The sequence below is a fragment of the Vibrio sp. bablab_jr001 genome (assembly GCF_016464285.1).
In the GTDB taxonomy this organism is placed as follows: Bacteria; Pseudomonadota; Gammaproteobacteria; order Enterobacterales; family Vibrionaceae; genus Vibrio; species Vibrio fluvialis.
The window spans coordinates 49215-75638 of sequence record NZ_JACDWZ010000072.1; the positions used below are offsets into that span (position 1 = coordinate 49215).

Here is a 26424-nt window from a genome sequence, read left to right on the forward strand (position 1 = left end):
GGAACGCGGACGTTATCTGTGATTGCTGTTAATCAGGTCCGGTTCAGGATGTGGGGATGCACCCCAAGGTAAACGTTTGCGTTTACTCGATTTTGGCGGCGATTATAGAGGTTTTACTCAGAAAGGCAAACGTTTGCCATGGCGTGGAGATAAGTGATTGATCGCGGTCAATCAGCGCGAGTTCGCGCCTGTTCTATTGTCGACAGTGAGAGTTAGGCTTTGGCGTAAACGTCGCGTTCACCCAGCCAGCGGTCGATAATGGCCAGCGCACTGTCCGGGTAATGGTCGTGAATGTGGCGCGCGATGCGTTTTACTTCAGGGATCAGGCGTTGATCGCGCACCAGATCGGCGATTTTGAAATCGGCCAGGCCAGTCTGTTTGGTACCGAGCAGTTCACCCGGGCCGCGGATTTCCAGATCGCGCTGCGCAATCACAAAGCCGTCGTTGCTCTCACGCAGCACGCCGAGACGCTTCTGCGCTGTTTTTGACAGCGGTGCATGATAGAGCAGCACGCAGTGACTCGCCACGGAGCCACGGCCAACCCGGCCGCGTAACTGGTGCAACTGGGCCAGACCCAGACGCTCCGGGTTTTCGATGATCATCAGGCTGGAGTTGGGGACATCCACCCCGACTTCAATCACGGTAGTGGCGACCAATAAATGCAGCTGATTGTCTTTAAACGCCTGCATCACGGCCTGCTTTTCCGCCGGTTTCATCCGCCCGTGCACCAGACCAATTTTGACCTCCGGCAGTTTGCGCTGCAGCTCTTCGGCGGTCTCGGCCGCCGCTTGCGCTTCGAGCACTTCCGACTCATCAATCAGTGTACAGACCCAGTAGGCTTGTTTGCCTTCGGTCAGACATGCATGGCGTACGCGCTCAATGATGTCGTCACGCTTGGTATCCGGAATTGCCACGGTTTGAACCGGAGTACGCCCTGGCGGCAATTCATCAATCACGGAGGTCTCTAAATCAGCGTAGGCGGTCATCGCCAGCGTGCGCGGAATCGGCGTTGCGGTCATGATCAACTGATGCGGGTAAGCACCCTGTTTGGCGCCTTTTTCACGCAGTTCCAGACGCTGGTGGACACCAAAGCGGTGCTGCTCATCAATGATCACCAGCGCCAAATGGTCAAACACTACGTGCTCCTGAAACAGGGCGTGAGTGCCGACCACCATTTTGACTTCGCCGCTGGCAATGCGCGCCAGTTCGGCTTCTTTTGCTTTACCTTTCAGTTTGCCCGCCAGCCAGCCGACCTGAATACCCATGCTTTCAAACCAGTTGGCAAAGTTGATCGCATGTTGCTCAGCCAGGAGTTCGGTCGGCGCCATCAACGCGACCTGATAACCGTGTTCGATCGCCCGCACCGCAGACAGTGCGGCCACCAGCGTTTTGCCTGACCCCACATCGCCCTGTACCAAGCGCATCATCGGATGCGGTTTGGCGAGATCGGCTTCGATTTCACGCACCACGCGTGCTTGCGCATTGGTCGGAGAGAAGGGTAACTGTGCCAGCAACTGCTGTTTTAGCTGCTGAGTTTCTGGCAGCGGCAGCGCGATGTCCTGCTGACCTTTGCTGCGTACGGCGAGCATCGACAGATTCTGCGCCAGCAGCTCCTCCATGATCAGGCGAATCTGCGCCGGATGACGGCCTTCGTCAAACAGGCTCAGATCGATGTCCGCTGACGGGCGATGAATGGTGTGCAGCGCTTGGGCGAGGGTGATTTGGTGGTCATACAGGCCTGAGGGCAGTAGCTCCTGCACGGCGGCTTTGTCGAGCAAGGCCAGTGCTTGATCGGTGAGGTTACGCAGCGTGAGTTGGCGCAGGCCATCGGTGGTCGGATAGACCGGAGTCAGGTTGGGTTCTACATCGGGGCTTTGCGCCGGGGCGAAAAATTTGTAATCCGGGTGGATGATCTCCAGCCCGCCATTACCGCGCTTAATTTCACCGTAAGCGTGCACTAACTTACCGTCGGCGAAGTTGTTCTTCATACCGGCGGTAAAGTTGAAAAAACGCAGCGTCAGTGTCCCGTTGCCGTCACTGATTTTAACCGTCAGCATTTTGCGGCGGCCAAAGGTGGTGTCGACCGCCATCACTTTGCCCTGCACCGCAGCCCACAGGCCCGGGTGCAGTTTGATAATCGGGTAGATACGGGTGCGATCTTCATAACGCAGCGGCAGATGAAACAGCAAGTCCTGAACGCTGTTCAAACCAATTTTTTCCAGCTTCTCGGCCACCTTGGCACCGACGCCGGAGAGTGAACTTAACGGAATTGCTGAAAGAAGCTGCGACATAGATTCAACCACGTAACCAATTGACTGGGTAACTATTCAAACACTGAGCTGTCTATTTGTACAGGGGTAATTCGGCCCGGTGGGCCAATTACGCGCTCTGCATCGCTTTCCACCACGCCTCGTCGGCCACGATCTGGCCTTCGTCATCCAGCTGTGGATAGTCAAGCTTTTTACGCTTGGCGACTTTCGCCAGCACCGGATGGCCGCGTTCAAACAGAATACGGTTGATGGTTTCTGCGGGCAGCGGACTTTCGTCGCGCTCATACATGCCCGCTTGCTGACGTTGGCGCTGCGCTTCATACAGAATCAGCGCGCCAGCCACCGAGACATTGAGTGATTGCACCATGCCGACCATCGGGATCACGATGTCTTTATCTGCCAGGGCCAGCGCTTGTTTGGAAATGCCCACTTTTTCACTGCCGAGAATGATGGCTGTTGGTTTGGTGTAGTCGATGTCACGAAAATCAACCGCATCGTCCGACAGATTGGTCACCAGGACCTGCATACCCTGATCTTTGAGGTGTTGAATCGCTTCCAGTGTGCTGTCGTGCGTTTGCAGTTCAACCCAGTTACGGGCACCGGCGGAAGTGTGGGTCAGGGTGCGCATCTGCTCGTTCGGCCAGATGGCGTGAATTTTGTGCAGACCGACCGCATCGGCAGTACGAATGACCGCGGAGACGTTATTGGGTTTGTGCACCTCTTCCAGACAGACGGTTAAGTCGGTTTGGCGGGCTTTTAAGACTTCCTGAATTCGGGAATAACGGTCTAAGTTCATGGTTAGGACTCTGAAGTTTTTACCTTTATACCCAAACGACTTCAAAGGGGGTCACTAAGGTGACGACGGGTGAAGTCGTTTGAACATAATCGAAAATAAAAAAGCCCTTGATAGGTGGCTATCAAGGGCAGTTCAAGCGTACGTTTAGTACTTTCTGCGCCTCACTTTCAGCGCATTTGGCATGGTGCGGATCTTCCGCATGATGCCTGCTAAGTGGACGCGATCTTTCGTGGTCAGCAGCACGGTCACTGTATACAGACGGCCATCACGCTCTTCGGTCGACAGGCCGTGGATGTTGGAGCCGGTTTTGGAGATGACATTGGTCAGCTCAGCCAGCGCACCCTGACGGTTTTGCATATCGACTCGCAGCTCGGTAATGAATTCCTGATCGTAATCACGGGTCCATTCTACCGCCATGTACTTATCCGGTTCGCGCTGATAGCCGCGTACGTTCGGACAGGTTTCACGGTGCACCACCAGACCTCGGCCCGGAGAGACGTGCGCGATGATCGAGTCGTCCGGAATCGGGTGACAACAGTTCGCGAACGTCAGCAGAATGCCTTCCGCACCGCGGATTGGCAGTTTCTTCTTCGGTTTGCCATCTTTGCTTTCGGTTTCCGTCAACTCATCGGCATCGCCCAACAGACGGCGGGCAATCACGATACTCATCAGTTCGCCCAGACCAATTGCGGCCAACAGATCGTTTTCGCTGGCGATCTTAAGGTCGCTCAGAACATGTTTGATGTTGTCGGCACTGATGTCGCTCAGCGACAAATCACCCAAAGCGTGGTTGAGCAGACGACGTCCCAGCGTGATCGACTCTTCACGGCGCATGGTTTTTAGTACCTGACGAATCTTGGTACGTGCGCGTGAGGTTACCACGTAGTTGAGCCATGCTGCATTCGGGCGGGCACCCGGTGCGCTGATGATTTCCACGGTCTGGCCGTTTTTCAGTGGTTTGCTTAGTGGGTACGGTGTGCGATCGACACGAGCGCCGACACAGGTGTTACCCACGTCGGTATGCACCGCGTAAGCGAAATCAACCGCGGTGGCGCCGACAGGTAGTTCCACAATGCGGCCTTTTGGCGTGAAGACGTAAATCTCGTCCGGGAATAGGTCGGATTTGACGTTTTCGATAAATTCGAATGAGTTACCAGCGCTTTGTTGCAGCTCAAGCAGGCTTTGCATCCAGCGCTGCGCTTTAATTTGCGCGGTGGTGCCGGCACGATCGCCGTTGGCTTTGTAAGACCAGTGTGCAGCGACCCCTTTGTCCGCCATCTGATCCATATCTTCGGTACGGATCTGCACTTCCACTGGCACGCCGTGCGGGCCGACCATGGAGGTGTGCAGCGATTGGTAGCCGTTGGCTTTCGGGACCGCGATGTAATCTTTCATACGCCCCGGACGTGGTTTGTACAGGCTGTGTACCTGGCCAAGCACGCGATAACAGGTATCGGCGCTGTCGACCACCACGCGGAACGCGTAAATATCCATAATGGTGTGAAACCGCTGCTCTTTGGTTTTCATCTTGTTGTAGATGGAGAACAGGTTTTTCTCGCGGCCCACCACGCGAGCGGGCAAGCCCACGTCTTGCAGGCGACCTTCGATTTCACTGTGAATGCGCTGAATCATCTCTTTACGATTACCGCGCGCGGCTTTCACCACTTCTTTGAGAACGCGATAACGGTTGGGATACAGAGCTTCAAAGCCCAGCTCTTCGAGCTCGGTTTTGATGTTATGAATACCGAGGCGGTGTGCCAGCGGAGCGTAGATTTCCAGTGTTTCACGGGCGATGCGACGTTTTTTGTCCGGGCGAAGAGCGCCCAGCGTACGCATATTGTGGGTCCGGTCTGACAGTTTGATCAGGATAACGCGAATGTCCTGCACCATGGCCAGGACCATTTTTCGAAAGTTCTCAGCCTGTGCTTCTTTGCGATCGCGGAATTTGAGTTTGTCGAGCTTAGATACGCCGTCCACCAGTTCTGCCACGGCATGGCCAAACTGAGCTTCGAGGTCTTCTTTGGTGACGTCACAATCTTCGATAACATCATGCAGGAGCGCGGCTTGCAGCGTTTCTAAATCCAGACGCATTTCTGCCAGAATTCGAGCTACAGCAACAGGGTGGATAATGTAAGGTTCGCCGCTTGAGCGGGTTTGCCCTTCATGGGCATCTCTTGCCACTACATAAGATTGGCGCAGAGCCTCAATTTGAGGCTCTGTGAGATATTCCTGGGCAACATCTTTGAGGCTATCGAATAGATACAAATTTCAGGCCCGAGTGTTGATTAATTCCTGATGCAGAATTAACGGTTGTGCACGATGCTGCTTACCGCTGCCAATTCTGCTGCTTCTTGCTCTTGCTGCTCTTGGCGTTCACGTGCGTCTAGCACATCTTTCGTGATAAGACCTTCTTCGATTTCGCGTAGAGCGATAACCGTTGGCTTATCGTTCTCTTCCGGCACCAGTGAGTCTTTACCGCCAGTTTGCATTTGACGAGCGCGGCGAGCCGCAATCAGAACTAGGTCGAAACGGTTGCCAACTTTTTCAACAGCGTCTTGAACAGTTACGCGTGCCATGAGAACTCCAAATAGTTAACTAAAATGTTGAATGACGAGAAAGTATACAGCCTAACGCGTTGAGATACTAGCGAGAGGCTGGCCAATTTCATGGTGGCGGGCTTAGTCCGCCAGAAGTGCAGCCAGCATACTGCTATATTTAGCAGCTTGCTTATCCTGCTTCAATCTTTCTGCACGCATGATGGCTTTAAAATCCATCAGTGCGACATCGAAATCGTCGTTGACGATCACGTAATCGTATTCGCTGTAGTGCGAAATTTCCGACTGCGCTTCGTTCATACGTTTTGCAATCACTGCTTCGCTATCCTGGCCGCGCGTGTTTAAACGACGCTCCAGCTCTTCTTTGGATGGCGGCAGAATAAAGATGCTTTTCGCCGCTGGCATCTGTTCGCGAATCTGACGCGCGCCTTGCCAGTCAATGTCGAGAAAAACATCGATACCTTTGTTTAAAGTTTCCTCAATCCATACACGGGAAGTGCCGTAGTAGTTACCGAATACTTCGGCGTACTCCAGAAACTCGCCTTTACCAATCAGATCTTCGAAGTGCTCTTTCTGCACAAAATGGTAATGCACGCCATCTTGTTCGCCAGGACGCATGCCGCGCGTGGTGTGCGAAATAGACACTTTCATCGCGTAAGTCGGATTGCGTTCCAACAGCGCCGCGATCAAGCTTGATTTGCCTGCGCCGCTCGGTGCAGAGACGATATATAGAGTACCTTTGCCCATCTGTTCGGTTCCACGTTGGGTTGGGGATTGTGTGCTGAAGCTTGCGCGTTCAACACCCTAAAAGATAGCACTGACCCGCATTTGTTCATTCGGAGGATGAATTTTAGGCCAGAAAAATGGAGGCGAAGATTAGCACGATCCTTTGGATCTTCTCAAGCAAAAGGTCACAGGCTGAGATCGGCTTCGCTGAGTGAGCGAAAGGGGGACTCGCGCAATTATTTGATGGTAAAAACGTTTGCTATTTTTTGCTCACTTGCAGGGCCAATTGATTAAGGTATAATCGCCGCCCCTGACGCTGGCTGCGAGCCAGATGAGTGTCAGTGACTAACATTGTGAGTGAAGCTACGGCTTCAATTTGGGTTCCCTCGCCCCCAAAACAAACTAAAAAGGTACAATATGAGTAACTTTACCCCTGCGCAGCAGCGCAAAGCTTTATCCTATCTTGTTCTGTTCCACCTGGTGATCATTGCCTCGAGCAACTACCTGGTGCAGATTCCGTTTACCATCTTTGGTTTTCATACCACCTGGGGCGCCTTCACTTTCCCGTTTATTTTTCTGGCGACCGATCTGACTGTACGTATCTTTGGTGCGCCGATGGCACGCAAAATCATCTTTCTGGTGATGCTGCCAGCGCTGTTGGTGTCGTACCTGCTGTCTGTGGTGTTCTTTGAAGGCCAGTTTCAGGGTTTGGCGCCGCTGAGTGAGTTCAACCTGTTTGTGGCGCGTATTGCCGCCGCCAGTTTTATGGCTTACTTACTGGGTCAGATTCTGGATGTGCATGTGTTTAACCGCCTGCGTCAATTGAAGCAGTGGTGGGTGGCACCGACCGCATCCACCTTATTTGGTAATGCGCTGGATACCATCGCTTTCTTCGCCATCGCGTTCTACCAGAGCCCGGATCCGTTTATGGCGCAGCACTGGACGGAAATCGCGTTGGTGGATTACAGCTTCAAGCTGATCATCAGCCTTGGCCTGTTCGTGCCGATGTATGGTGTTCTGCTCAATTATCTGATTCGCAAACTGACGGCGGTGAACCCGAATTTCACTGTCGCGAAAGCGTAAACCAAGATAGAGAAAAGCCCGGGCAGTGCCCGGGCTTTTTTGTGGAGAGAATCCCTACAATTCACTCGCTCTGGAGAGGATTAATGGTCGTGAGCCGCGCCAGCGCCTTTTGGATAGCGGATAGACTCAACCATGTCTTGGACTTCAGTCGGTACTTCAGCCGTGAATTTGTTCACCACGATTGAGACCACGAAGTTCAGACACATACCCAGCGTACCGATGCCTTCTGGGCTGATACCAAAGAACCAGTTGTCAGGCGTACTTGCTGCCGGGTTGATGAACTTGAAGTAGATGATGTAAGCCGCAGTGAACGCGATACCCGCCACCATACCTGCAATCGCCCCTTCTTTGTTCATCTTCTTGTAGAAGATACCCAGAATGATGGCAGGGAAGAAGGAGGCTGCTGCCAAGCCGAAGGCGAAGGCGACCACCTGAGCCACGAAGCCCGGAGGGTTAATACCCAAGTAACCGGCGCCGACGATGGCGACAATTGCAGCGACACGCGCAGCCATCAGTTCCTGTCTGTCGGTCATATTTGGCTTGAAGCCTTTCTTCAACAAGTCATGAGAGATAGACGTTGAGATAACCAGCAGTAGACCTGCCGCTGTAGACAGTGCTGCTGCCAAACCACCTGCTGCCAGCAGACCTACAACCCAGTTAGGCAGTTTCGCCAACTCTGGAGAAGCCAGTACGATGATGTCACGGTTGATGTTCATTTCGTTGCGAGCATCACCCGAGTAGAACATGCGACCATCGCCGTTCTTATCTTCCCACTTAACCAGACCTGTGCTTTCCCAGTTTTTGTACCAGCTTGGTGCTTGCTCAGCCGTCACACCTTGCATGTCCGGACCGTTGATGGTTTCGATAAGGTTCACGCGAGCAAACGCAGCCACACCTGGTGCAGTGGTATACAGCAGAGAGATGAACAGCAGTGCCCAACCCGCAGAGATACGCGCATCACGCACTTTTGGTACCGTGAAGAAGCGAATGATGACGTGTGGCAGACCTGCCGTACCCACCATCAGAGCCGCCGTGATGAAGAACACATCCACCATGCTCTTGTTGCCTTCAGTGTACGCTGTGAAGCCAAGCTCCTGCGTCAGACCATCAAGCTTATCAAGCAGATAAACATCAGTGCCTGAGATGGTTGAACCCATACCAATTTGTGGCAGCGGGTTACCGGTCATCATGATTGAAGTGAAAATAGCTGGTACAAGGAAGGCGAAAATGAGCACACAGAATTGAGCTACCTGTGTATAAGTGATGCCTTTCATGCCACCCAGTACGGCGTAGAAGAACACGATCGCCATACCGATAACGATACCCACGTTGATGTCAACTTCGAGGAAGCGGGAGAATACCACGCCCACACCGCGCATTTGACCTGCTACGTAGGTGAAGGAAATGAAGATCGCACAGAATACCGCTACCATACGAGCCGTTTTCGAGTAGTAACGTTCGCCGATGAAATCCGGCACAGTGAACTGGCCAAATTTACGCAGGTAAGGCGCTAAACACAGAGCCAACAGAACGTAGCCACCTGTCCAACCCATCAGGTAAACCGTACCATCGTAACCGATGAACGAGATGATACCTGCCATTGAGATGAACGATGCGGCTGACATCCAGTCTGCTGCGGTCGCCATACCATTCGCGACAGGGTGTACACCACCGCCTGCGACATAGAACTCACTGGTTGATCCCGCGCGAGCCCAGATGGCGATGCCAATATACAGAGCGAAAGAGAGACCAACGAGAAGAAACGTCCAAGTTTGAATATCCATTGCTAAAACCTCTTAGTCTTCGTGCACGTTGTACTTTTTGTCGAGCGAGTTCATCCGCGCAACGTAAATAAAGATTAAAGCGACGAAGGTGTAAATTGAGCCCTGTTGTGCAAACCAGAATCCAAGCTTAAAGCCGCCTAAATGAATGCTGTTGAGCGCATCGACGAATAACACGCCCGCGCCATAAGATACTAAGAACCACACTGCGAGCAGTGACCCCATAATCCCCAAGTTTTCTTTCCAGTAGGCTTGAGCATGTTCTGTAGATTCGAACGCCATGGCCTTCTCCTTCCTGTTAGATGTTGTGTTAACGCAATGTTACGGTTTGTAATTTAGCAGTGTTTAATCAAGGGGTCTGTGCAACTTTAGTCGTGACGGTTTTTGTTTAAAACGATGGAAAATCAAGGCTTCATGGCGGGTTTGTGATGCAGGTTGTGTGTTAAAACTATGTTAAATTAGCCAAAGGTCTAAGACATCCGCACCAGAAAAGTCGTGTCGGCGGCACTTTTTTAGTGTCGGCAATGCGGAATTTGTGTTGCGCGCCGATCGGCAGCGCTTGCCACACTTAGGTTAGGTGGTATTTGTTTACATAAACTTTTCGTCAAACTGCTAGGTTTTCGTGCACAATAGGCAAGCAGTAGCGCGGTGGAATCCACCGTATATAACAACAATTTAATTAAGGGAGGGGGAGTGTGGACGCGATTACCATCAACAGCTTTTTTCTGGTTGGCGCATTACTCATTGCGCTCAGCGTACTCCTGAGCCCGGTATCCTCAAAACTGGGGATTCCTATTCTTTTGGTTTTTCTTGCCGTCGGTATGTTGGCTGGGGAAGACGGGGTCGGTGGCATTTTATTTGATAACTATCCGGTAGCGTATCTGGTGAGTAACCTAGCGCTGGCGATCATCCTGCTCGATGGCGGGATGCGCACCCGGGTAGCGAGTTTCCGGGTCGCATTCTGGCCGTCGGTGTCTTTGGCGACTGTCGGGGTAGCGATTACCACGATGCTGACCGGATTGATGGCAGCTTGGTTGTTTGATCTCGATCTGCTGCAGGGCATTCTGGTGGGTGCGATTGTCGGTTCAACCGATGCGGCGGCGGTGTTCTCGCTGCTCAAAGGTCGCAGTCTCAACGAGCGTGTCGGAGCCACGCTGGAAATTGAATCCGGTACCAACGACCCGATGGCCGTGTTTCTGACCGTCACCATGATTGCAGTACTGGGCAGCCAGAGCAGCGATCTGAGCGCAGGTTTCCTGGCGCTGAGCTTTGTGAAACAGTTTGGTCTCGGTGCGTTACTCGGCCTGTGTGGCGGCTGGTTATTGTGGAAACTGATCAATCGCAGCCAGTTACCCGAAGGGCTTTATTCCATTCTGACCGTGAGCGGCGGCCTGATTATTTTTGCGTTGTCGAACGCGCTCGGCGGCAGCGGCATTCTGTCGATTTATTTGGTTGGTCTGCTGATCGGTAACCGCCCAACCCGCAGCCGTCATTCGATTCTGAACGTGCTGGATGGCATGACCTGGTTGTCGCAAATCGGCATGTTCCTGGTGTTGGGTCTGCTGGTCACACCGTCAAATCTGGTGGCGATCATGGTACCGGGTCTGGCGCTGGCGTTTGGTATGATTCTGTTTGCCCGTCCGGTGTCGGTATGGATTGGCCTGTTGCCGTTCAAAAGCTTTACCGCCCGCGAGAAATGGTTCATTTCCTGGGTCGGATTGCGCGGCGCGGTTCCGATCATTCTGGCGGTGTTCCCAATGATGGCCGGATTGCCGGATGCACAGCTTTACTTCAATCTGGCGTTCTTCGTGGTCATGGTATCGCTGATTGTGCAGGGCGGAACGCTGACCAAGGCGATGTCGCTGGCCAAGGTGGAGCTGCCATCAAAGCCAGAACCCATTTCGCGCACGGGGGTCGAGATTTTCCCGACCAGCGAGTGGGAATTGTTTATCTACAATCTGAAGCAGGACAAATGGTGCATCGGTGAGCCGCTGCGTAACCTGTTCATGCCGGATGGTACGCGGATTGCGGCGGTATTCCGTCAGCAGCAACTGCTTCACCCGTCGGGCAGTACCAAGCTTGAAGAAGGGGATACGCTGTGTGTGCTGGCGCAGGAAAAAGATCTTGAAGCGCTCAGCCAACTGTTCAGTGAAGCACCGGAAAAAGCCTCACTGGCGCGCTTCTTTGGTGACTTCTTCCTCGATATTGAAGCCAAACTGGTGGATATCGCGATGGCTTATGGTCTCGATTTGGGCGAGTTGAGCGACGATAAAACGCTGAAAGATTTAGTGACCGAACACCTTGGCACCACCCCGGTACTGGGTGACCACTTCGAATGGCATGGCCTGCATTGGGTGGTGGCCGACGTGGTGGACTGGCAGGTGACCAAGATTGGTTTACGTCTGCCAGCGGAAGATGATGTGGTGGAGGCGGGCGAGTAGCGTTATTCGCTCATCTCTTTCAGCAGGATCACTGCCTGAGTGCGGTTTTTCACCCCAAGTTTACGGAAGATCGCTGTCATATGTGCTTTGATGGTGGCTTCCGAAACATTCAGTTCATAAGCAATCTGCTTATTCAGTAAGCCGTCCGACAACATGCCCAGTACTTTGTATTGCTGCGGAGTCAGGGCGGCGATTTTCTCCGCCAGATCGTTACAAGCTCCCGCATCGGCGATCAGCCCTTCCGGAAAATACGGTTCGCCGTTCAGCACCTGATTAATTGCGCTGATCAAACTGCGCATGTCGCTCGATTTAGGAATAAAGCCGAACGCGCCATGGCTTTTGACTTGTGACACCACTGACGGCTCTTCACTGGCAGACACCACCACAATCGGTAAATCCGGGTATTCGGCACGCAGGTGAATCAGCCCCGACATGCCGTTGGCGCCGGGCATTTTCAAATCCAGCAGCAGCAGATCCGGCTCAGAGCCTTTATTGAGCAGCGCGAGCAGCGCATCGAGAGAATCAGCTTCAAGAAGGTTCGCCCCACTGACTGCCATGTGCACAGATTGGAACAGGGCATTGCGAAATAGCGGATGATCATCGGCAATGATGATGGTGTAGGTCGAGTCCATGACGTTAAACACTTTTAACAAATTAGTTAAAGAAATTATTGTCCGCTTTGAAAATATGGACAATGTTCACACACTAAAAGTCTGAACTGTATCCACTTTTTATCTGCATGAAGATGAATAGCGCTCACCCTGTTTGACTGCGGGGTCTCGAACCGGGTGAGCGTAAAAGGAGGAATCAGAGCTGGTGGTTGCTCAGATGCTGCAAAAATTGCTCGGCAGGCTGAAAACCGGTGATGCGCGCGTTTGAAACGCGTTCGCCCTGCGCATTCCAGAACTCGATAGTCGGCAAACCGAGCACTTGCATTTGTTTCAGTAATTCAATGTCTTGCGGTTGATTTCGTGTTACGTCGGCTTGAAGTAAGACAAAGTTTTTCAATTTCTGCTCCACATCCGGATGGTGGAAGGTGTACTTATCAAACTCCTTACACGCCACACACCAGTCGGCGTAGAAATCGAGCATCACTGGTTTGCCCGCCGCTTTGGCGCTGGATAATTCACGGTTGAGGTCGTCAACATTGGCAATTCGAGTGAACGCAATCGCAGGTTGTGCTTGCGTGGCCGCTTGTTCTGGCATCATCCAGTGATTGAGTAACGGTTGTGCAGAGGCCAGCAGTCCGAGAATGGCAATAATGCCCAGCAGGCTCTGTTTCCAGCCGGCAAACGGCAGACTGTTTTTGACATGGTACAGCCAGCCAAACGCGGCTAGTCCAAGCAGTGACCACAGTGCGGTGGACCAGAACTCTGGCAGCAGACGCTCCAGAAGGAAAATCGGCGCCGCGAGCAGAATAAAGCCGAACAGCGTTTTCACGCGCTCCATCCACATACCCGCGCGTGGCAGCAGACGGTTACCAAATACCGCAACCAGAATCAGTGGAATGCCCATGCCGAGTGCCAGTGCGTAGAGCGCTACGCCGCCTGTCAGCAAATCCCCACTTTGCGCCACGTACAGCAGCGCACCGGACAGCGGCGCAGTGGTGCAGGGCGAACACACCAAACCGGAAATCGCACCCATAGCGAATACGCCCGCCAAGCTGCCTCCTTGTTGCTGATTGCTCAGATTGCTGAGCCAGGTCTGCATGCGGCTTGGCAGCTGCAAGGTGTAGAGACCAAACATCGAGGCGGCGAGCAGCACAAACAGCGCGCTGAGGCCGATCAGCACGTAAGGGTGTTGCAAGGCGGCCTGAAATTGTAGCCCGGCCGAAGCAACGACTAACCCGAGCAGGGTGTAGGTCAGCGCCATGCCTTGCACATACACAAAACTCAGCAGCAGCGCGCGGCGGTGCGACAACTGACCGCCGCCGAGCACGATGCTGGTCAGAATCGGGTACATGGGCAGTACGCACGGAGTAAACGCCAGCCCGATCCCCAGCAGTAAGAACAGCAGCGGTGTCCACCATGCATCGGCCAGTTGTGAAGCCAGTGAATCCTGTTGAGACGCTGGTGCGCTGTCTGTGGTGACGGCTGCATTGTTCGTCGAGGCCGATGATGGTGCCGGTGTGACTTCGGCGGGCTGATCAAAACTAAAACTGTCGAGCGTAATCACGCGGGTTTCCGGCGGATAACAGAAGCCAGCTTTGGCGCAGCCCTGATACTGCACAATCAGCCGCGCACCGTCCTGATAGTCGCTCAGTGGCAGCGTGACAGACAGTGGCGTGGTGTAGATGGTGACATCACCAAAGAACTCATCATGATACGGCTGGCCCTGCTGCAACTGATAGTCGCCGAGTGTGACTTTGTCTGCACTGATGCTGATGCGATCCTGATACAGGTAGTAGCCGTCTTTGACCTGCCAATCGAGATAGACCTGATTGCCTTGCTGGAAATAGCTGAACGGAAAGGCTTCATCCACGGTCACAAACTGGTTGTTACTGCCGAGCGAGAGAGGGTTATTGTTACCAAACGCCGCCAGTGCCGGTTGGCTCAGAGCGGAACACACCAGCAGTAAGAAAGAGAAAAATATACGCATCATCGAGACATTCTGAAAAAGTGGACAGTCATACTATACCCAAAATATTCGTGACTGCGCCTGTTGGTGTCAAATTCTGTGCAACATCAGGCGCGCCGGACGGCATTTGGGCGCTATGTTCGATGAGACCGGGGTGAAGGGGATTTGGTTTCATGTCGGGCATGAAACGGAGTCAATAAGCTGAAAAAGCGTGAGCAAGCACCCGCGCAGGGCGGGTGCCTGAATCAGGCAACACCAAGACGCGTTTTGACGACGCGTTCGCACGCTTCAACGTTATTGGCGTCACGCGGGATCACCAGTACAGTGTCGTTGCCGCCGACGGTGCCGAGAATTTCGCTGTGCGGATCGATGTCCACCAGGCGAGCCACCAGTTGGGCACTGCCGGGGTGGGTTTTGACCACCACAATCGCCTGATTGTGGGTGATGAACTCAATCTGTGAGGCGATGGACGACTCCACGCGCACCGGCGCAGTTTCGACCGTTATACAGTAGACTTTCTTACCGCAGGCGTTCTGCACTTTGACCACGCCGAGCTGTGACAGCAGGCGCGACACCGTCGACTGGCTGATACCGTCAAAGCCCAGCTCGATGAGTTTTTCGCGCAGTTCATTCTGATTGGCAAAACTCTGCTGTTGCAGCAGACGTTTGCAGGCCGCCGCCAGAGATTCATCCTCATGCGCAATGGCACTGTGAGGCATTTTTCTGTTCACGGGTAACTCCTTATCCAGTCACGCCGAGGCGTGAGACATTCTGGTGTTCCATACCCTGTCAGCACACTCCCAAAGCCTTAGAGTGTGACAACCCGCCAGTGACGAATGTATTCGCCATGGTGCGGGAAACCTGTGTTGAGCACTGGGATAGTCATTGTTGGTGAAAGAAGCATACCATTAATAAAAATGCGGCTTTTTGAATAGGATCACCAAATAATAATCTGGGTAAATGCTTGTTGTTTGGTGATTTATATTGAAGTGGTGCAAGTTTATGCATCGTTTTATGCGCGGCCATAACGGCCACTCAGCGCCAGAGCAGGCGGCTGAGTGGCTGACGCGGAATCAGTTCTCGGTCATGATTTCGCGCGAGAATACTTTTTCACAGTAGTGGCATTTGAGTTGAACATTTTCTTGTTTCAGAATCACGCGGAAGCGGCTGCTGACCGGCTCGCCGTGTGAGATACAGTTGCTGTTCGGGCAGGCAAACACACCATCGATGCGTTCTGGCAGTGTCAGCGTCAGCTTGTTCACTACCTGATACTCTTCAATCTGGTTCACGGTTGCGTTTGGTGCATACAGCGCCAGTTGGTTGGCCTGCTCTTTGCTCAGATAGATGTTCTCAATCTTGATCAGATCTTTATGACCCAGCGCTGACGACGGCAGGTTGAGGCCAATGGTGATGCGCTGATTGGTTTCGTGCAGTTTGAACAGCGACAAAATCTTGATGCCCAGATTGGCAGGAATGTGGTCAATCACTGAGCCGTTGCGGATCGCTTCTACCTGTAGTTGGTTCTCTTTTACCATGATGACATCTCCTGCTTATAGATTTGGGTTCAGAACGAGGGCGAGTAGGGCTTCACGGGCGTAGACGCCGTTTTCGGCCTGCTGGAAGTAGTACGCGTGCGGTGTTTTATCCACGTCGGTGGTGATTTCGTCCACGCGTGGCAGCGGGTGCAGCACTTTCAGGTTCGGGCGTGCGGTTTTCAATGTGTCGGCAGACAAAATGTAAGCCGACTTCATGTGCGCGTACTCGGACTCGTCAAAACGCTCTTTCTGCACGCGAGTCATGTAGAGAATATCCAGCTCGGGTACCACTTCTTCAATGCTGGCGTGAGTGCTGAACGCAATGCCCGCTTCTTCCAGCTCCTGGCACAGGTAATCCGGCATCGCCAGCACTTCCGGGGCGATGAAGAAGAAACGAATGTTGGTGAATTTCGCCAGTGCCTGAGTCAGCGAGTGCACGGTGCGGCCATATTTCAAATCGCCGACGAACGCGACGTTGAGGTTATCCAGCGTGCCTTGCGTTTCGTAAATCGAGAACAGATCGAGCAGAGTCTGGGTCGGGTGCTGGTTGGCGCCGTCACCACCGTTAACCACCGGCACGCCGTTGGAGAACTCGGAAGCGAGACGCGCGGCGCCTTCTTGCGGGTGGCGCATCACAAACGCGTCGACGTAAGAGGAAATCACCTGCACCGAGTCCGCCAGGCTTTCGCCCTTTTTCGCCAGCGAGGTGTTGCCGCCGTTGTCAAAACCGATCACGGTGCCGCCGAGGCGTTGCACTGCGGTTTCAAACGACAAGCGGGTACGGGTCGATGGCTCAAAGAAACAGCTCGCCACCACTTTGTTTTTCAGTAGCTCAGGATTTGGCTCCGCTTTGAGGCGGGCGGCCGTATCGACGATAAGTTCCAATTCACTGCGAGTGAATTCCGGAATCGAAATGATGTGTCGGTTAAACAGCGAGTGTGCCATAACGTCTCTTCCTTTTGTGTAGGTTCATGGCTCGGCCGATGGGCTGAGGACGAAAAAAACTCAAAAAAAAAGCCCCCTGAAATAGGAGGCTTTAACAACGATCACCACAGAAAAACAAAACGGCGTGACGCGCCCAATACGGACGGTTTTTCAAACGCGATGCTCGATTGAATACGCTCATTTTTTGTTCCCTGTAGACAAATTGCGGAGGATTATACGGACAAAAAACACCGGTGCAATAGCTTTTGAAAAATATTCAAGTTATGGATTTTTATGCGAATTTTGCTGAGATTTGCTGAATTTTAACCACCAGTTTATGCGTCTGGCTTGGTGGTGGTTTTTTAAGAAAAATGGCGAAAAAGCCGCTGAAAAAAAATGCGGGCTTTATTCAGCCCGCATTGGTAGGTATGTAAAGGAAGTCAATTGATTTTGGGTTAGTCGCCCAGTGTTGCCACCATGATGGCTTTGATGGTGTGCATGCGGTTTTCCGCTTCATCGAACACGATTGAGTAGTCGGATTCGATCACTTCGTTGGTCACTTCACAGCCGTCTTTCAGTACTGGGTAGTCGTGCGCCAGTTGTTTGCCCACTGTGGTGTCTTCGCCGTGGAATGCTGGCAGACAGTGCATGAATTTCACATTCGGGTTGCCGGTCGCTTTGATGACGTTCATGTTCACCTGGTAAGGCAGCATCAGGTTGATGCGCTCTGCCCATGCTTCTTTCGCTTCGCCCATAGAGACCCAAACGTCGGTGTACAGGAAGTCACAGCCAATCACGCCTTCTTGCACATCGTCAGTCAGAGTGATTTTACCGCCGGTTTCTTTGGCGATTTCGCGGCAAGTGGCCACTAATTCTTCGGTTGGCCAGAATTGTTTTGGCGCCACCAGGCGAATGTCCATGCCCATTTTCGCTGCGCCAACCATCAGAGAGTTACCCATGTTGTTGCGCGCATCACCGAGGTAAGCGAATTTGATTTCGTGTAGCTGTTTACCGCGGCTGTGTTCCATCATAGTCAGGAAGTCTGCCAGAATTTGGGTTGGGTGGAATTCGTCAGTCAGGCCGTTCCACACTGGCACACCAGCGTAAGCACCCAGCTCTTCGACGATCTCTTGGCCAAAACCACGGTATTCAATACCGTCGTACATGCGACCCAGCACACGGGCGGTATCTTTCATCGATTCTTTGTGACCAATCTGAGAACCTGATGGGCCAAGGTAAGACACTTGCGCGCCTTGGTCGAACGCCGCCACTTCAAACGCACAGCGAGTACGAGTGGAGGTTTTTTCAAAGATCAGTGCGATGTTTTTGCCTTTCAGGCGTGGTTGTTCATAGCCGTTGTATTTGGCTTTTTTCAGTTCCACCGCCAGGTCCAACATGTGTTGAATTTCGCGTGGAGTGAAGTCGAGTAGTTTCAGGAAGTTACGGTTACGTAGGTTAAAAGCCATGATCTTATCCTCATCTGGGAAGCGCTTACGCTATCTCGCCTAAGCGCTGAAAATTCAATGTTTGCTTACCAGTGACAACTGCACGGGTGATTACTGATCGCGAGTGATGTTGGTGCCTGCTTTACCTTCCAGGATGCGCAGACCATCTTGCAGCGCGCCGATACCGACTACGGTGCCACCTTTGCGAATGAATTCGCACGATGCTTCGATTTTTGGCCCCATGGAGCCGGCATCGAACTGGTATTTCGCCAGCTCATCTGGCGTGGTGTTGCGCAGTGCAGTCTGAGTTGGTTTACCCCAGTCAAGGTACACGGCATCGGCATCAGTCAGGATCAGCAGCGCATCGGCGCCGATTTGTTTGGCGAGGAAGGCCGCCGACATGTCTTTGTCGATCACCGCTTCTACGCCGACCAGTTTGCCGTTTTCACGTTTGACCGGAATGCCGCCACCGCCAGTACAGATCACCAGATGACCTTCATCAATGAGGGTGGTGATCGCTTCATGTTCGATGATGCCGGTCGGTTGAGGGCTGGGTACCACGCGGCGGAAGTATTTGCCGTCCGGTTTCACCGTCCAGTGGTATTTTTCTGCCATTTCACGCGCTTCGGCTTCTTCGTAGACCGGACCAATCGGTTTGGTCGGGTCGGCAAAGGCCGGGTCGTTCGGATCGACCGACATTTGAGTCAGCATGCAAGTCACGTTGCGTTCTGGCAGCAGATTTTTGAATTCCTGCATCAGCATGTAACCGATCATGCCCTGAGTTTCGCTACCCAACACGTCAAGTGGGTAAGGGTTTACTTTCTTGTATTCCAAACCTTGCAGCGCGAGCAATCCCACTTGCGGACCGTTTCCGTGTACCAGTACCACGTTGTACTCTTTGGCAATTTCAGAAATGGTTTTGGCTGCAATTTCAATGTTGTGGCGTTGTACATCCGCTTCTAACGGTTCACCGCGACGAAGCAATGCGTTACCACCTAATGCGACGACTACTGTTTGTTTAGTCATGGTTGTATCTCTTATTATGTGGGCCGAAGCTGGCAGAGGAAAATCAGCCCCGGCCCGAGTTAGTCACTAGATGTCATCACGTTCAATTGGGCAGCTCATGCAGCGTGCACCGCCACGGCCGCGGCCCAGTTCATCACCCGGAATTGGCAGAACGGTGATGCCGGCTTTGTCGTATTTCTCGTTGGTGTAGGTGTTACGTTCGTAACCAATCACCACGCCAGGACGAACGGTCAGCACGTTGTTGGCATCGTTCCACTGTTCACGTTCTGCTTCGAAACTGTCGCCGCCGGTAGTGATCATGTTCAGTTTGCCGACGCCCAACGCTTTTTCGATGGTGTGAATGTAAGACTCTTGTTGAGTGGCTTTCACGCGGCCAGATTCATCACCGGTCAGGCTCCAGCAGTTCACGTCATCCGGAATCACGTTTGGATACACGGAGAAGGTGTCTTCACGCATGTGCGTCATCACGGTATCCAAGTGCATGCAAGAACGGTCTTTTGGCAGTTCCAGCGCGATGACTTGTTTCGCCTGACCATGTTTGAACAGAGAAGAAGCCAACTGCTCAACACCTTGTGGCGTGGTACGTTCAGACATACCAATCAACACTGCGCCGCGGCCGATAACCAGCACGTCACCGCCTTCAATGGTGGATTTGTCGTAGTTACGCTCTTCGTCGCCGAAGTACTTGATGAAGTCCTGGCCAGCGAAGGTTGGGTGCCAACGGTAGATCGCACGCAGGTGGTTGGTTTCACGCTGACGGGCCACTTTCGCCATTGGGTTGATAGAGACACCACCGTAAACCCAGCAAGAAGTGTCGCGGGTAAACAGATGGTTTGGCAGCGGTTTGATGATGAAGTCATTCGCTTTGTTCATCGCCTGCAGAATAGACGAAGATTGAATGGGCAGTTCACCGTAAGACAGGCCACCAGTCAGAATTTTCGCCAGATCCATGTGTGGCTGGTCAGCCAGGTAGCAGCGCAGATCGTTAGCGAATGTTGGACCAAAACGGTTATCAGAAATTTGCGTATTCAGCAGCCATTCTTTGGCTTCAGGCACATCCAGTGTTTCAGCGAGCAAATTAGTGAGTAGCAATACTTCAACGCCTTGGTCGCGAAGTGTTTGGGCAAAAACGTCGTGTTCTTTACCTGCACGTTCGATATCCAATACGTCATCAAACAGCAGATCGTGACAGTTTGATGGGGTCAGATGGGTGAGCGCGCGGCGTGGACGGTGAATTAAAACGCGACGTAATTGACCTATTTCAGAACCTACGTATAACTTACTCATAATCGTATCTCTCTTATTTTCTGTGTATTTCTTTATTTGAAATACATATTTATTTGTAGGGATTTGGTAATGAATTTAATTGGGTTTTAATTAATTCATTGTTTCGTTCTGATATTCATATTACCCCGTCAGAGACGTCTTTCTTAGAGAGCGATCACAGTTCGATTTTTATTAAAAAATCATGAAATCTAGTGTTTTTTAACAATGTTTATTCATCTGTCAGAAGATTATCTTGTTGGGTGGTTGTGCGGATTTTATGGAAGTTTAATCGGGATAAATAAAGAATATTCATGAAATTAGGAGGATGAATTGATAGTTGAGGAAGTTTATGCAAATTCATTTCCCTTATTATTCACTCAATAGCACCGAAGTATGCATTTCTAAAGGGTAGATAGTGACTTTAGGGCGAATAAAAACGTCCGATGTAACAAAAATATCGGCCAAAATATTGATCTGAGACAAACTCAAACCGATGCAATAAAACCTGATTTGATCACGAAAAACCTTAAGTAGAGGCGAATAAACAGGGGAATTCTGACCGGCGTAAACAGGGATAAAAAATACCAGAGAATAAACTTTCTTATTCCGGTGGTAATTATCCATTACTGTTGAATGACTCACTGACGCAGGTGCTTAATAAACCCGCCAGTCGGACAGAATGATGGTGAATCCACTGCGGTCATCGCGTGCGGCGAGAAGAACTGGGAGTGGGCAACACAGGAAAACAATGGTCTGATGGGCAAAGCCGCACGCCTGACCTGAAGACGAACGAAGCTGGCAATGATGTACACGCAGAGCGAAAAAAAGCCGCGCAGAGCGCGGCTTGAGAGAGGAAAAGTAGAGCGGTTGTGCTTACATGAAGGCACCGACACTGAGCATGACCATGATGAACACACACAGAATACCCAGCAGTGGTGCGACCCATTTCAGCCAGCGAACGTAAGGGACGCGGGCAATGGCCAGGCCGCCCATCACCACCGCAGACGTTGGTGTGATTAGGTTGACGATACCTGAGGCTGATTGGTAAGCGGTCACGACCAGTTCACGTCCCACACCAGCAAAGTCAGCCAGCGGTGCCATGATTGGCATAGTCAATACTGCCAGGCCTGAAGATGAAGGCACCAGGAATGACAGCAGGATTTCCAGCCAGTACATCACGTTAATAAAGATTACTGACGACAGGCCTGTCACCATTTGCTCGGCGGAGTTCAGAATGGTGTCGGTGATCATACCGCGGTCCATCACCACCACGATACCGCGCGCAATACCGATGATCAGGGCGACACCAAGCAGGTCACGAGCGCCATCAATGAAGCTGGAGGTAAACTCTTCTTCACTCATGCGTGCCACCAGACCAATGATGATGGTTGCGCCAAGGAACATGGCGGAGATTTCAGCCATCCACCAGCCCGCAACAGATACACCATAAATCATCACCGCAAAGGCAGCAGCGAAGATAGTCAGAATCACTTTGCGTGTGCCGGTGAACTCGAGAGCTTCATCACTACGGCTGCCCAGGAAGTGGGTTTTGTTCTCTTCGTATTTATCAAACACGATGGATTTACTTTGGTCTGCACGCACCATTTTGGCGTAGCGCATCACGTACATGACACAGATGATCCAGCCGACCACCAGAATCGCAGCGCGCAGCCAGATACCGTCGGTAAACGGAATGCCTGCTGCGTTCGCGGCAATAACAGTAGCAAACGGGTTGATGGTGGAACCCAGCGTACCGATACCTGCGCCAAGTAAGACTGTTGCAGCGGCAACCACAGGGTCAAAGCGTGCAGCCATCATGACCGGAACCAGCAAGGTGTAGAATGGCAGCGATTCTTCCGCCATGCCATACACGGTGCCGCCGGTGGCAAACAGCGCCATCAGGATCGGAATCATCAACTCTTCGCGTCCCTCCAGACGGGCGGTAACACGTTCGATACCCGCGTCAATCGCGCCGGTTTTGGTCACCAACCCCAGGAAACCACCGATCACCAGGATGAACAGTGAGACGTCAATCGCCGCCGCTTCATAGCTGTTGTGATCGTAGAAGCCGTCAATTGGTGCCAGCAGCACATCAATCACGCCCTGAGGGTTACCCTCGGCTGGGTGGTAGGTGCCTGCCACCGGCACTTCACGGCCGAGGTCTTCGTTCATGGCACGGTCATACTGGCCAGCCGGAACAATCCAGGTGAGCATCGCTACCAGGGCGATCAGTATAAAGAGAATGGTGTAAGCGGAAGGGAACTTAAAGTTGGCCAGGAAGCCGCCTTTACGTTCTGTGGGTGCAGTTTGGGTTGTCATAGCTGTCTCCTTACATTCAGAAAATGAAGCGCTCTGAACGCGTTTGGTGGCTAATATTCTCTATTCACCTGATGGCTTTCTGCCTGAAGAGTTGAGGCGCGGTGATGCATAACAAATATCAGAGCGGAAACAGAGAAGATATGTTTGCATCATCAGGCCCACACCTCAATTCACTCATTTAGAAAACGTTTATTGCAATACTATTCAATATGGCAACGTATTTCGTGGAATAAAGCTTAGGACTTGTAATAAATATGGTGAAAACTTTTATTGTTATTCATGGTGATAAAGTGAATTTCACTTCATCGTTAAAGAAATTCTAAAGAGCCTTCGGCGGATTATCTTAGCGGTGGTTCACAAAATATTGGGGTAATAAATTGGCCGGAAATAACCAGAAAAATAAAGCGGGGTAATTGGCTATAAATAATGAAATTCTATTCTTTAAATATTCCCCTTGTGCACGGTTGCTCGTGACTTTTCTCCGGGTGAATAAAAAATAGGGAATTTTATTCAATTGCTATTTCAGTGACAGGAAAATAACTTTCGAACCAATGCTTGATTTAAATCAAGTCACTGTATCGGACACTAAACGGTATTCGGGCACAAAAGCAGCGCTAACGCGATCAGCTTGGCGCGGCAATAAAAAAAAGGGAGCCGAAGCTCCCCTTGCTTTGCACTTTATTCGTTTAGATGAACAGACCGCCAAACAGGAAGCCAAAGGCAACCGCTGAAGCGATGGTTACCACACCCGGGATAAAGAACGGGTGGTTAAAGACGTATTTGCCGATGCGGGTTGAACCGGTGTCGTCCATTTCAACCGCTGCCAACAGCGTTGGGTAGGTTGGCAGTACGAACAGCGCGCTCACCGCTGCGAATGATGCAACGGCCGTCAGCGGCGCAACACCAATCGCCAGTGCCGCAGGCATCAGAGCAACCGTGGTTGCACCTTGCGAGTAGAGCAGCATAGAAGCAAAGAACAGCACCAGCGCCAGCATCCATGGATAATCAGCCAGCAGTGCACCGGCCACTTCTTTAATACCTGCCACGTGCGCGTTGACGAACGTTGAACCCAGCCACGCGACGCCCAGTACACACACACACGCAGTCATACCGGAGCGGAATGTTGCCGCAGAAGAGATTTTCGATGCATCGATCTTGGTGAACAGCACAATCGCCGCCGCTGCTGCCAGCATGACGGTCATGATGGCTTCGTTGCGGCCCAGCGCCGGGTTCTCAATCAGACCCACCGATTTAGAAATGGCGGCGGCGTAGCACACCACAAACGCAATCGCGGCGAGGAAGATGTAGGTCGCTGTTTTCGCGGTTGGCAGAATTTCACGTTTCTCGTTGTTTTCCAGTTTCACCAGGCCTTTAGCCAGATTCTCCTGATAAGTCGGATCGTCTTTCAGCTCACAACCCATGAAGTTGGCGACAAATGCCCCCACCATACAAGCGGCGAACGTGGTAGGAATACAGATGGCCAGCAGAGTCAGGTAATCAACGCCAAACGGCACCAGCATCGCGGCAAACGCGACCACGGCCGCCGAGATTGGCGACGCCGTAATGGCGATTTGTGAAGCGACCACTGCGATAGACAGCGGACGAGAAGGACGTACGCCTTGACCTTTGGCCACTTCGGCAATTACGGGCAAGGTAGAAAATGCGGTGTGACCAGTACCCGCCATCAGTGTCATCAGGAAGGTGACAATCGGGGCGTAAAAGGTGATGCGTTCCGGATGTTTACGCAAAAAGTTTTCAGCCACCTGAACCAACCAATCCATACCCCCCGCTACCTGCATAGCAGCAATGGCGGTGATCACCGACATGATGATCAGAATAACATCGACCGGAATGAATGCCTGACTGGTCGGAACGCCCAGAACAAGAGACAGGACAATGACACCTGCGCCACCGGCAAAACCGATACCGATACCGCCGATACGTGCTCCCAAAAAGATAAAGAGCAGAACAACTAACAGTTCAACCCAAACCATAGTGATACCTCGTGTAATATTATGAATTTAATTATCTGAAAACTCAGTGAGGATAAATCCTCAGATAATTAAAGCGGGTTCGGTCAGAGCAGGTCCGTTGCGAGCCACCAAAAAATGGTGAGCAAAACAGGCCCCGGATGGGGCCTGATGAAAGAGTTTTATTCGTAGCGTTTCGCTTTGTATTGCGGGTGCATCAGGTTTTGTACTGAGAAGATGTCATCCAGTTCTTCTTCGGTCAGTAGGCCACGCTCCAGCACGACTTCGCGTACACTCTTACCGGTTTCCGCACAGATCTTACCGACGATGTCACCTTCATGGTGGCCGATGTATGGGTTCAGATAAGTCACGATACCGATAGAGTTAAACACGTAGCCTTCACAGATCTCTTTGTTGACTGTGATGCCGTCGATACATTTGTCACGCAGGTTCACACACGCGTTAGACAGCAGAGAGATGGATTCGAACATGGCTTGTGCAATCACAGGCTCCATCACGTTCAGCTGTAGCTGGCCGCCTTCGGCTGCGAAAGACACGGTGTTGTCGTTACCCAGAACTTTAAAGCACACTTGGTTGACCACTTCTGGCACAACTGGGTTTACTTTTGCAGGCATGATAGAAGAGCCAGCTTGTAGTTCAGGCAGGTTCAGTTCGTTCAGACCTGCACGTGGGCCGGAAGAGAGCAGACGCAGGTCGTTACAGATTTTAGACAGTTTCACCGCCAGGCGTTTCAGTGCGCCGTGAGTCATCACGTAAGCACCACAGTCTGACGTCGCTTCGATCAGGTCTTCAGCTGGAACTACTTCCAAACCGGTTACTTCAGCCAGGTGTTTCACCGCCGCCGCTTGGTAGCCCGGTGCTGTGTTCAGGCCAGTACCGATCGCAGTGGCGCCCAGGTTCACTTCCAGTAGTAGTTTAGAGGTGTATTGCAGGGCACGGATTTCTTCGTTCAGCGTGACCGCCCAAGCGTGGAATTCCTGACCCACAGTCATTGGTACTGCGTCTTGTAGCTGAGTACGGCCCATCTTCAGGATGGTTTTGAACTCGATACTTTTCAGTTCAAATGCGCCTTTCAGATACTCGATCGCATCAATCAGTTTTTGTACGCTGTTGTAAACCGCGATACGGAAACCGGTAGGGTACGCACAGTTAGTCGACTGGCTCTTGTTCACGTGGTCGTTCGGGTTAATGAACTCGTACTGACCTTTTTCTTTGCCCATCAGCTCAAGCGCAACGTTGGCAATCACTTCGTTGGTGTTCATGTTCACCGAAGTGCCCGCGCCGCCTTGGTAAACGTCTGAAGGGAACTGGTCCATGCATTTGCCGGTTTCCAGAATCAGATCACACGCTTGAATGATGTAATTCGCCACATCCTTAGGAATTACGCTCAGTTCTTTGTTTGCCAGCGTCGCTGCTTTCTTGGTCATGACCATACCGCGTACAAACTCAGGCACATCTGAAATAGTCATATTTGAGATGTTGAAGTTTTCCATTGCGCGCAAGGTATGAATGCCGTAGTAAGCGTCGGCGGGTACGTGACGTTGGCCTAGTAGATCTTCTTCGATACGTGTGGCTGGGGTGGATGTCATAGGGGCATCAGATAGGGTAGCCATAACAGGATCCTTAAGATAATTATTCTGATTAGATTTAAAATGCTTAGCCATTTCTGCCTTAAGAATCCATTCATCA

Annotated in this window: 20 protein-coding genes; 2 read left to right on the forward strand and 18 right to left on the reverse strand. The window is 52.0% G+C overall.

Annotation, left to right across the window (positions count from 1 at the left end; all coding sequences use genetic code 11):
* Positions 1-212: 212 nt before the first annotated feature.
* The 5 genes from recG to gmk form a co-directional block, all read right to left on the reverse strand.
* Complete coding sequence (gene recG, locus JIG40_RS10840) at positions 213-2291, reverse strand: ATP-dependent DNA helicase RecG (RefSeq protein ID WP_199465342.1); 2079 nt, start codon at positions 2289-2291, stop codon at positions 213-215.
* Between the two features lie 88 nt (positions 2292-2379).
* Positions 2380-3066 carry a tRNA (guanosine(18)-2'-O)-methyltransferase TrmH gene (gene trmH, locus JIG40_RS10845; protein WP_020329356.1) on the reverse strand — a complete coding sequence of 229 codons (687 nt, stop codon included), beginning with the start codon at positions 3064-3066 and terminating at the stop codon, positions 2380-2382.
* Between the two features lie 144 nt (positions 3067-3210).
* Positions 3211-5331 carry a bifunctional GTP diphosphokinase/guanosine-3',5'-bis pyrophosphate 3'-pyrophosphohydrolase gene (gene spoT / locus JIG40_RS10850; RefSeq protein ID WP_020329357.1) on the reverse strand — a complete coding sequence of 707 codons (2121 nt, stop codon included), beginning with the start codon at positions 5329-5331 and terminating at the stop codon, positions 3211-3213.
* A 38-nt stretch (positions 5332-5369) separates the two neighbouring features.
* A complete protein-coding gene (rpoZ, locus tag JIG40_RS10855; RefSeq protein ID WP_004728487.1) occupies positions 5370-5642 on the reverse strand; it encodes a DNA-directed RNA polymerase subunit omega in 273 nt (90 codons plus the stop codon).
* A 102-nt stretch (positions 5643-5744) separates the two neighbouring features.
* Positions 5745-6368 carry a guanylate kinase gene (gene gmk / locus JIG40_RS10860; RefSeq protein ID WP_020329359.1) on the reverse strand — a complete coding sequence of 208 codons (624 nt, stop codon included), beginning with the start codon at positions 6366-6368 and terminating at the stop codon, positions 5745-5747.
* Positions 6369-6764: 396 nt separating this feature from the next.
* On the opposite strand from gmk, the gene JIG40_RS10865 reads away from it, so the two are divergent.
* Entirely contained in the window at positions 6765-7430 is a 666-nt protein-coding gene (locus JIG40_RS10865; protein ID WP_020329360.1) for a 7-cyano-7-deazaguanine/7-aminomethyl-7-deazaguanine transporter, read from the forward strand.
* Positions 7431-7510: 80 nt separating this feature from the next.
* Here the strand turns inward: JIG40_RS10865 and JIG40_RS10870 are convergent, their stop codons facing one another.
* Positions 7511-9214 carry a sodium:solute symporter family protein gene (locus tag JIG40_RS10870; protein WP_044363295.1) on the reverse strand — a complete coding sequence of 568 codons (1704 nt, stop codon included), beginning with the start codon at positions 9212-9214 and terminating at the stop codon, positions 7511-7513.
* A 12-nt stretch (positions 9215-9226) separates the two neighbouring features.
* The gene (locus JIG40_RS10875) at positions 9227-9493 is read right to left on the reverse strand and encodes a DUF4212 domain-containing protein (protein ID WP_020329362.1); all 267 of its coding nucleotides are present in this window, start codon (positions 9491-9493) and stop codon (positions 9227-9229) included.
* A gap of 413 nt (positions 9494-9906) precedes the next feature.
* Between JIG40_RS10875 and JIG40_RS10880 the strand changes: the two genes are divergently transcribed.
* Positions 9907-11652, forward strand: a complete 1746-nt coding sequence (locus JIG40_RS10880; protein WP_020329363.1) for a potassium/proton antiporter — start codon at positions 9907-9909, stop codon at positions 11650-11652.
* A gap of 2 nt (positions 11653-11654) precedes the next feature.
* On the opposite strand, the gene JIG40_RS10885 is transcribed toward JIG40_RS10880, so the two are convergent.
* The 11 genes from JIG40_RS10885 to aspA form a co-directional block, all read right to left on the reverse strand.
* Positions 11655-12284, reverse strand: coding sequence for a response regulator transcription factor (locus tag JIG40_RS10885; RefSeq protein ID WP_020329364.1), 630 nt, complete (start codon positions 12282-12284; stop codon positions 11655-11657).
* A gap of 175 nt (positions 12285-12459) precedes the next feature.
* Entirely contained in the window at positions 12460-14250 is a 1791-nt protein-coding gene (locus JIG40_RS10890) for a protein-disulfide reductase DsbD (RefSeq protein WP_277873558.1), read from the reverse strand.
* Positions 14251-14474: 224 nt separating this feature from the next.
* The gene (locus tag JIG40_RS10895; RefSeq protein ID WP_171933990.1) at positions 14475-14948 is read right to left on the reverse strand and encodes an arginine repressor; all 474 of its coding nucleotides are present in this window, start codon (positions 14946-14948) and stop codon (positions 14475-14477) included.
* A gap of 354 nt (positions 14949-15302) precedes the next feature.
* Positions 15303-15764: an aspartate carbamoyltransferase regulatory subunit gene (pyrI, locus tag JIG40_RS10900; RefSeq protein ID WP_020329368.1), complete on the reverse strand. Its 462-nt coding sequence runs from the start codon at positions 15762-15764 to the stop codon at positions 15303-15305.
* 15 nt (positions 15765-15779) lie between these two features.
* Positions 15780-16709 carry an aspartate carbamoyltransferase gene (gene pyrB, locus JIG40_RS10905; protein WP_020329369.1) on the reverse strand — a complete coding sequence of 310 codons (930 nt, stop codon included), beginning with the start codon at positions 16707-16709 and terminating at the stop codon, positions 15780-15782.
* A 434-nt stretch (positions 16710-17143) separates the two neighbouring features.
* A complete protein-coding gene (locus JIG40_RS10910; protein ID WP_020329370.1) occupies positions 17144-18154 on the reverse strand; it encodes an ornithine carbamoyltransferase in 1011 nt (336 codons plus the stop codon).
* Positions 18155-18244: 90 nt separating this feature from the next.
* Positions 18245-19159, reverse strand: coding sequence for a carbamate kinase (gene arcC, locus JIG40_RS10915; protein WP_020329372.1), 915 nt, complete (start codon positions 19157-19159; stop codon positions 18245-18247).
* A 66-nt stretch (positions 19160-19225) separates the two neighbouring features.
* Entirely contained in the window at positions 19226-20446 is a 1221-nt protein-coding gene (gene arcA, locus JIG40_RS10920; protein ID WP_020329373.1) for an arginine deiminase, read from the reverse strand.
* Between the two features lie 852 nt (positions 20447-21298).
* On the reverse strand, positions 21299-22744 hold the full coding sequence (locus JIG40_RS10925) for a YfcC family protein (RefSeq protein ID WP_020329374.1): 1446 nt from the start codon (positions 22742-22744) through the stop codon (positions 21299-21301).
* Between the two features lie 686 nt (positions 22745-23430).
* The gene (locus tag JIG40_RS10930; RefSeq protein WP_020329375.1) at positions 23431-24738 is read right to left on the reverse strand and encodes an anaerobic C4-dicarboxylate transporter; all 1308 of its coding nucleotides are present in this window, start codon (positions 24736-24738) and stop codon (positions 23431-23433) included.
* Positions 24739-24896: 158 nt separating this feature from the next.
* Positions 24897-26348, reverse strand: a complete 1452-nt coding sequence (aspA, locus tag JIG40_RS10935; RefSeq protein ID WP_020329376.1) for an aspartate ammonia-lyase — start codon at positions 26346-26348, stop codon at positions 24897-24899.
* Positions 26349-26424: the final 76 nt, after the last annotated feature.

Bases quoted from the DNA above. Each gene is read 5' to 3' on its own strand.
- JIG40_RS10925 (WP_020329374.1), bottom strand. From the start codon at position 22,744: ATGACAACCCAAACTGCACCCACAGAACGTAAAGGCGGCTTCCTGGCC.
- JIG40_RS10870 (WP_044363295.1), bottom strand. From the start codon at position 9,214: ATGGATATTCAAACTTGGACGTTTCTTCTCGTTGGTCTCTCTTTCGCT.
- JIG40_RS10865 (WP_020329360.1), top strand. From the start codon at position 6,765: ATGAGTAACTTTACCCCTGCGCAGCAGCGCAAAGCTTTATCCTATCTT.
- JIG40_RS10930 (WP_020329375.1), bottom strand. From the start codon at position 24,738: ATGGTTTGGGTTGAACTGTTAGTTGTTCTGCTCTTTATCTTTTTGGGA.
- JIG40_RS10890 (WP_277873558.1), bottom strand. From the start codon at position 14,250: ATGCGTATATTTTTCTCTTTCTTACTGCTGGTGTGTTCCGCTCTGAGC.
- recG (WP_199465342.1), bottom strand. From the start codon at position 2,291: ATGTCGCAGCTTCTTTCAGCAATTCCGTTAAGTTCACTCTCCGGCGTC.
- JIG40_RS10910 (WP_020329370.1), bottom strand. From the start codon at position 18,154: ATGGCTTTTAACCTACGTAACCGTAACTTCCTGAAACTACTCGACTTC.
- arcA (WP_020329373.1), bottom strand. From the start codon at position 20,446: ATGAGTAAGTTATACGTAGGTTCTGAAATAGGTCAATTACGTCGCGTT.
- JIG40_RS10885 (WP_020329364.1), bottom strand. From the start codon at position 12,284: ATGGACTCGACCTACACCATCATCATTGCCGATGATCATCCGCTATTT.
- gmk (WP_020329359.1), bottom strand. From the start codon at position 6,368: ATGGGCAAAGGTACTCTATATATCGTCTCTGCACCGAGCGGCGCAGGC.
- JIG40_RS10875 (WP_020329362.1), bottom strand. From the start codon at position 9,493: ATGGCGTTCGAATCTACAGAACATGCTCAAGCCTACTGGAAAGAAAAC.
- JIG40_RS10895 (WP_171933990.1), bottom strand. From the start codon at position 14,948: ATGCCTCACAGTGCCATTGCGCATGAGGATGAATCTCTGGCGGCGGCC.
- pyrB (WP_020329369.1), bottom strand. From the start codon at position 16,709: ATGGCACACTCGCTGTTTAACCGACACATCATTTCGATTCCGGAATTC.
- arcC (WP_020329372.1), bottom strand. From the start codon at position 19,159: ATGACTAAACAAACAGTAGTCGTCGCATTAGGTGGTAACGCATTGCTT.
- rpoZ (WP_004728487.1), bottom strand. From the start codon at position 5,642: ATGGCACGCGTAACTGTTCAAGACGCTGTTGAAAAAGTTGGCAACCGT.
- trmH (WP_020329356.1), bottom strand. From the start codon at position 3,066: ATGAACTTAGACCGTTATTCCCGAATTCAGGAAGTCTTAAAAGCCCGC.
- aspA (WP_020329376.1), bottom strand. From the start codon at position 26,348: ATGGCTACCCTATCTGATGCCCCTATGACATCCACCCCAGCCACACGT.
- pyrI (WP_020329368.1), bottom strand. From the start codon at position 15,764: ATGGTAAAAGAGAACCAACTACAGGTAGAAGCGATCCGCAACGGCTCA.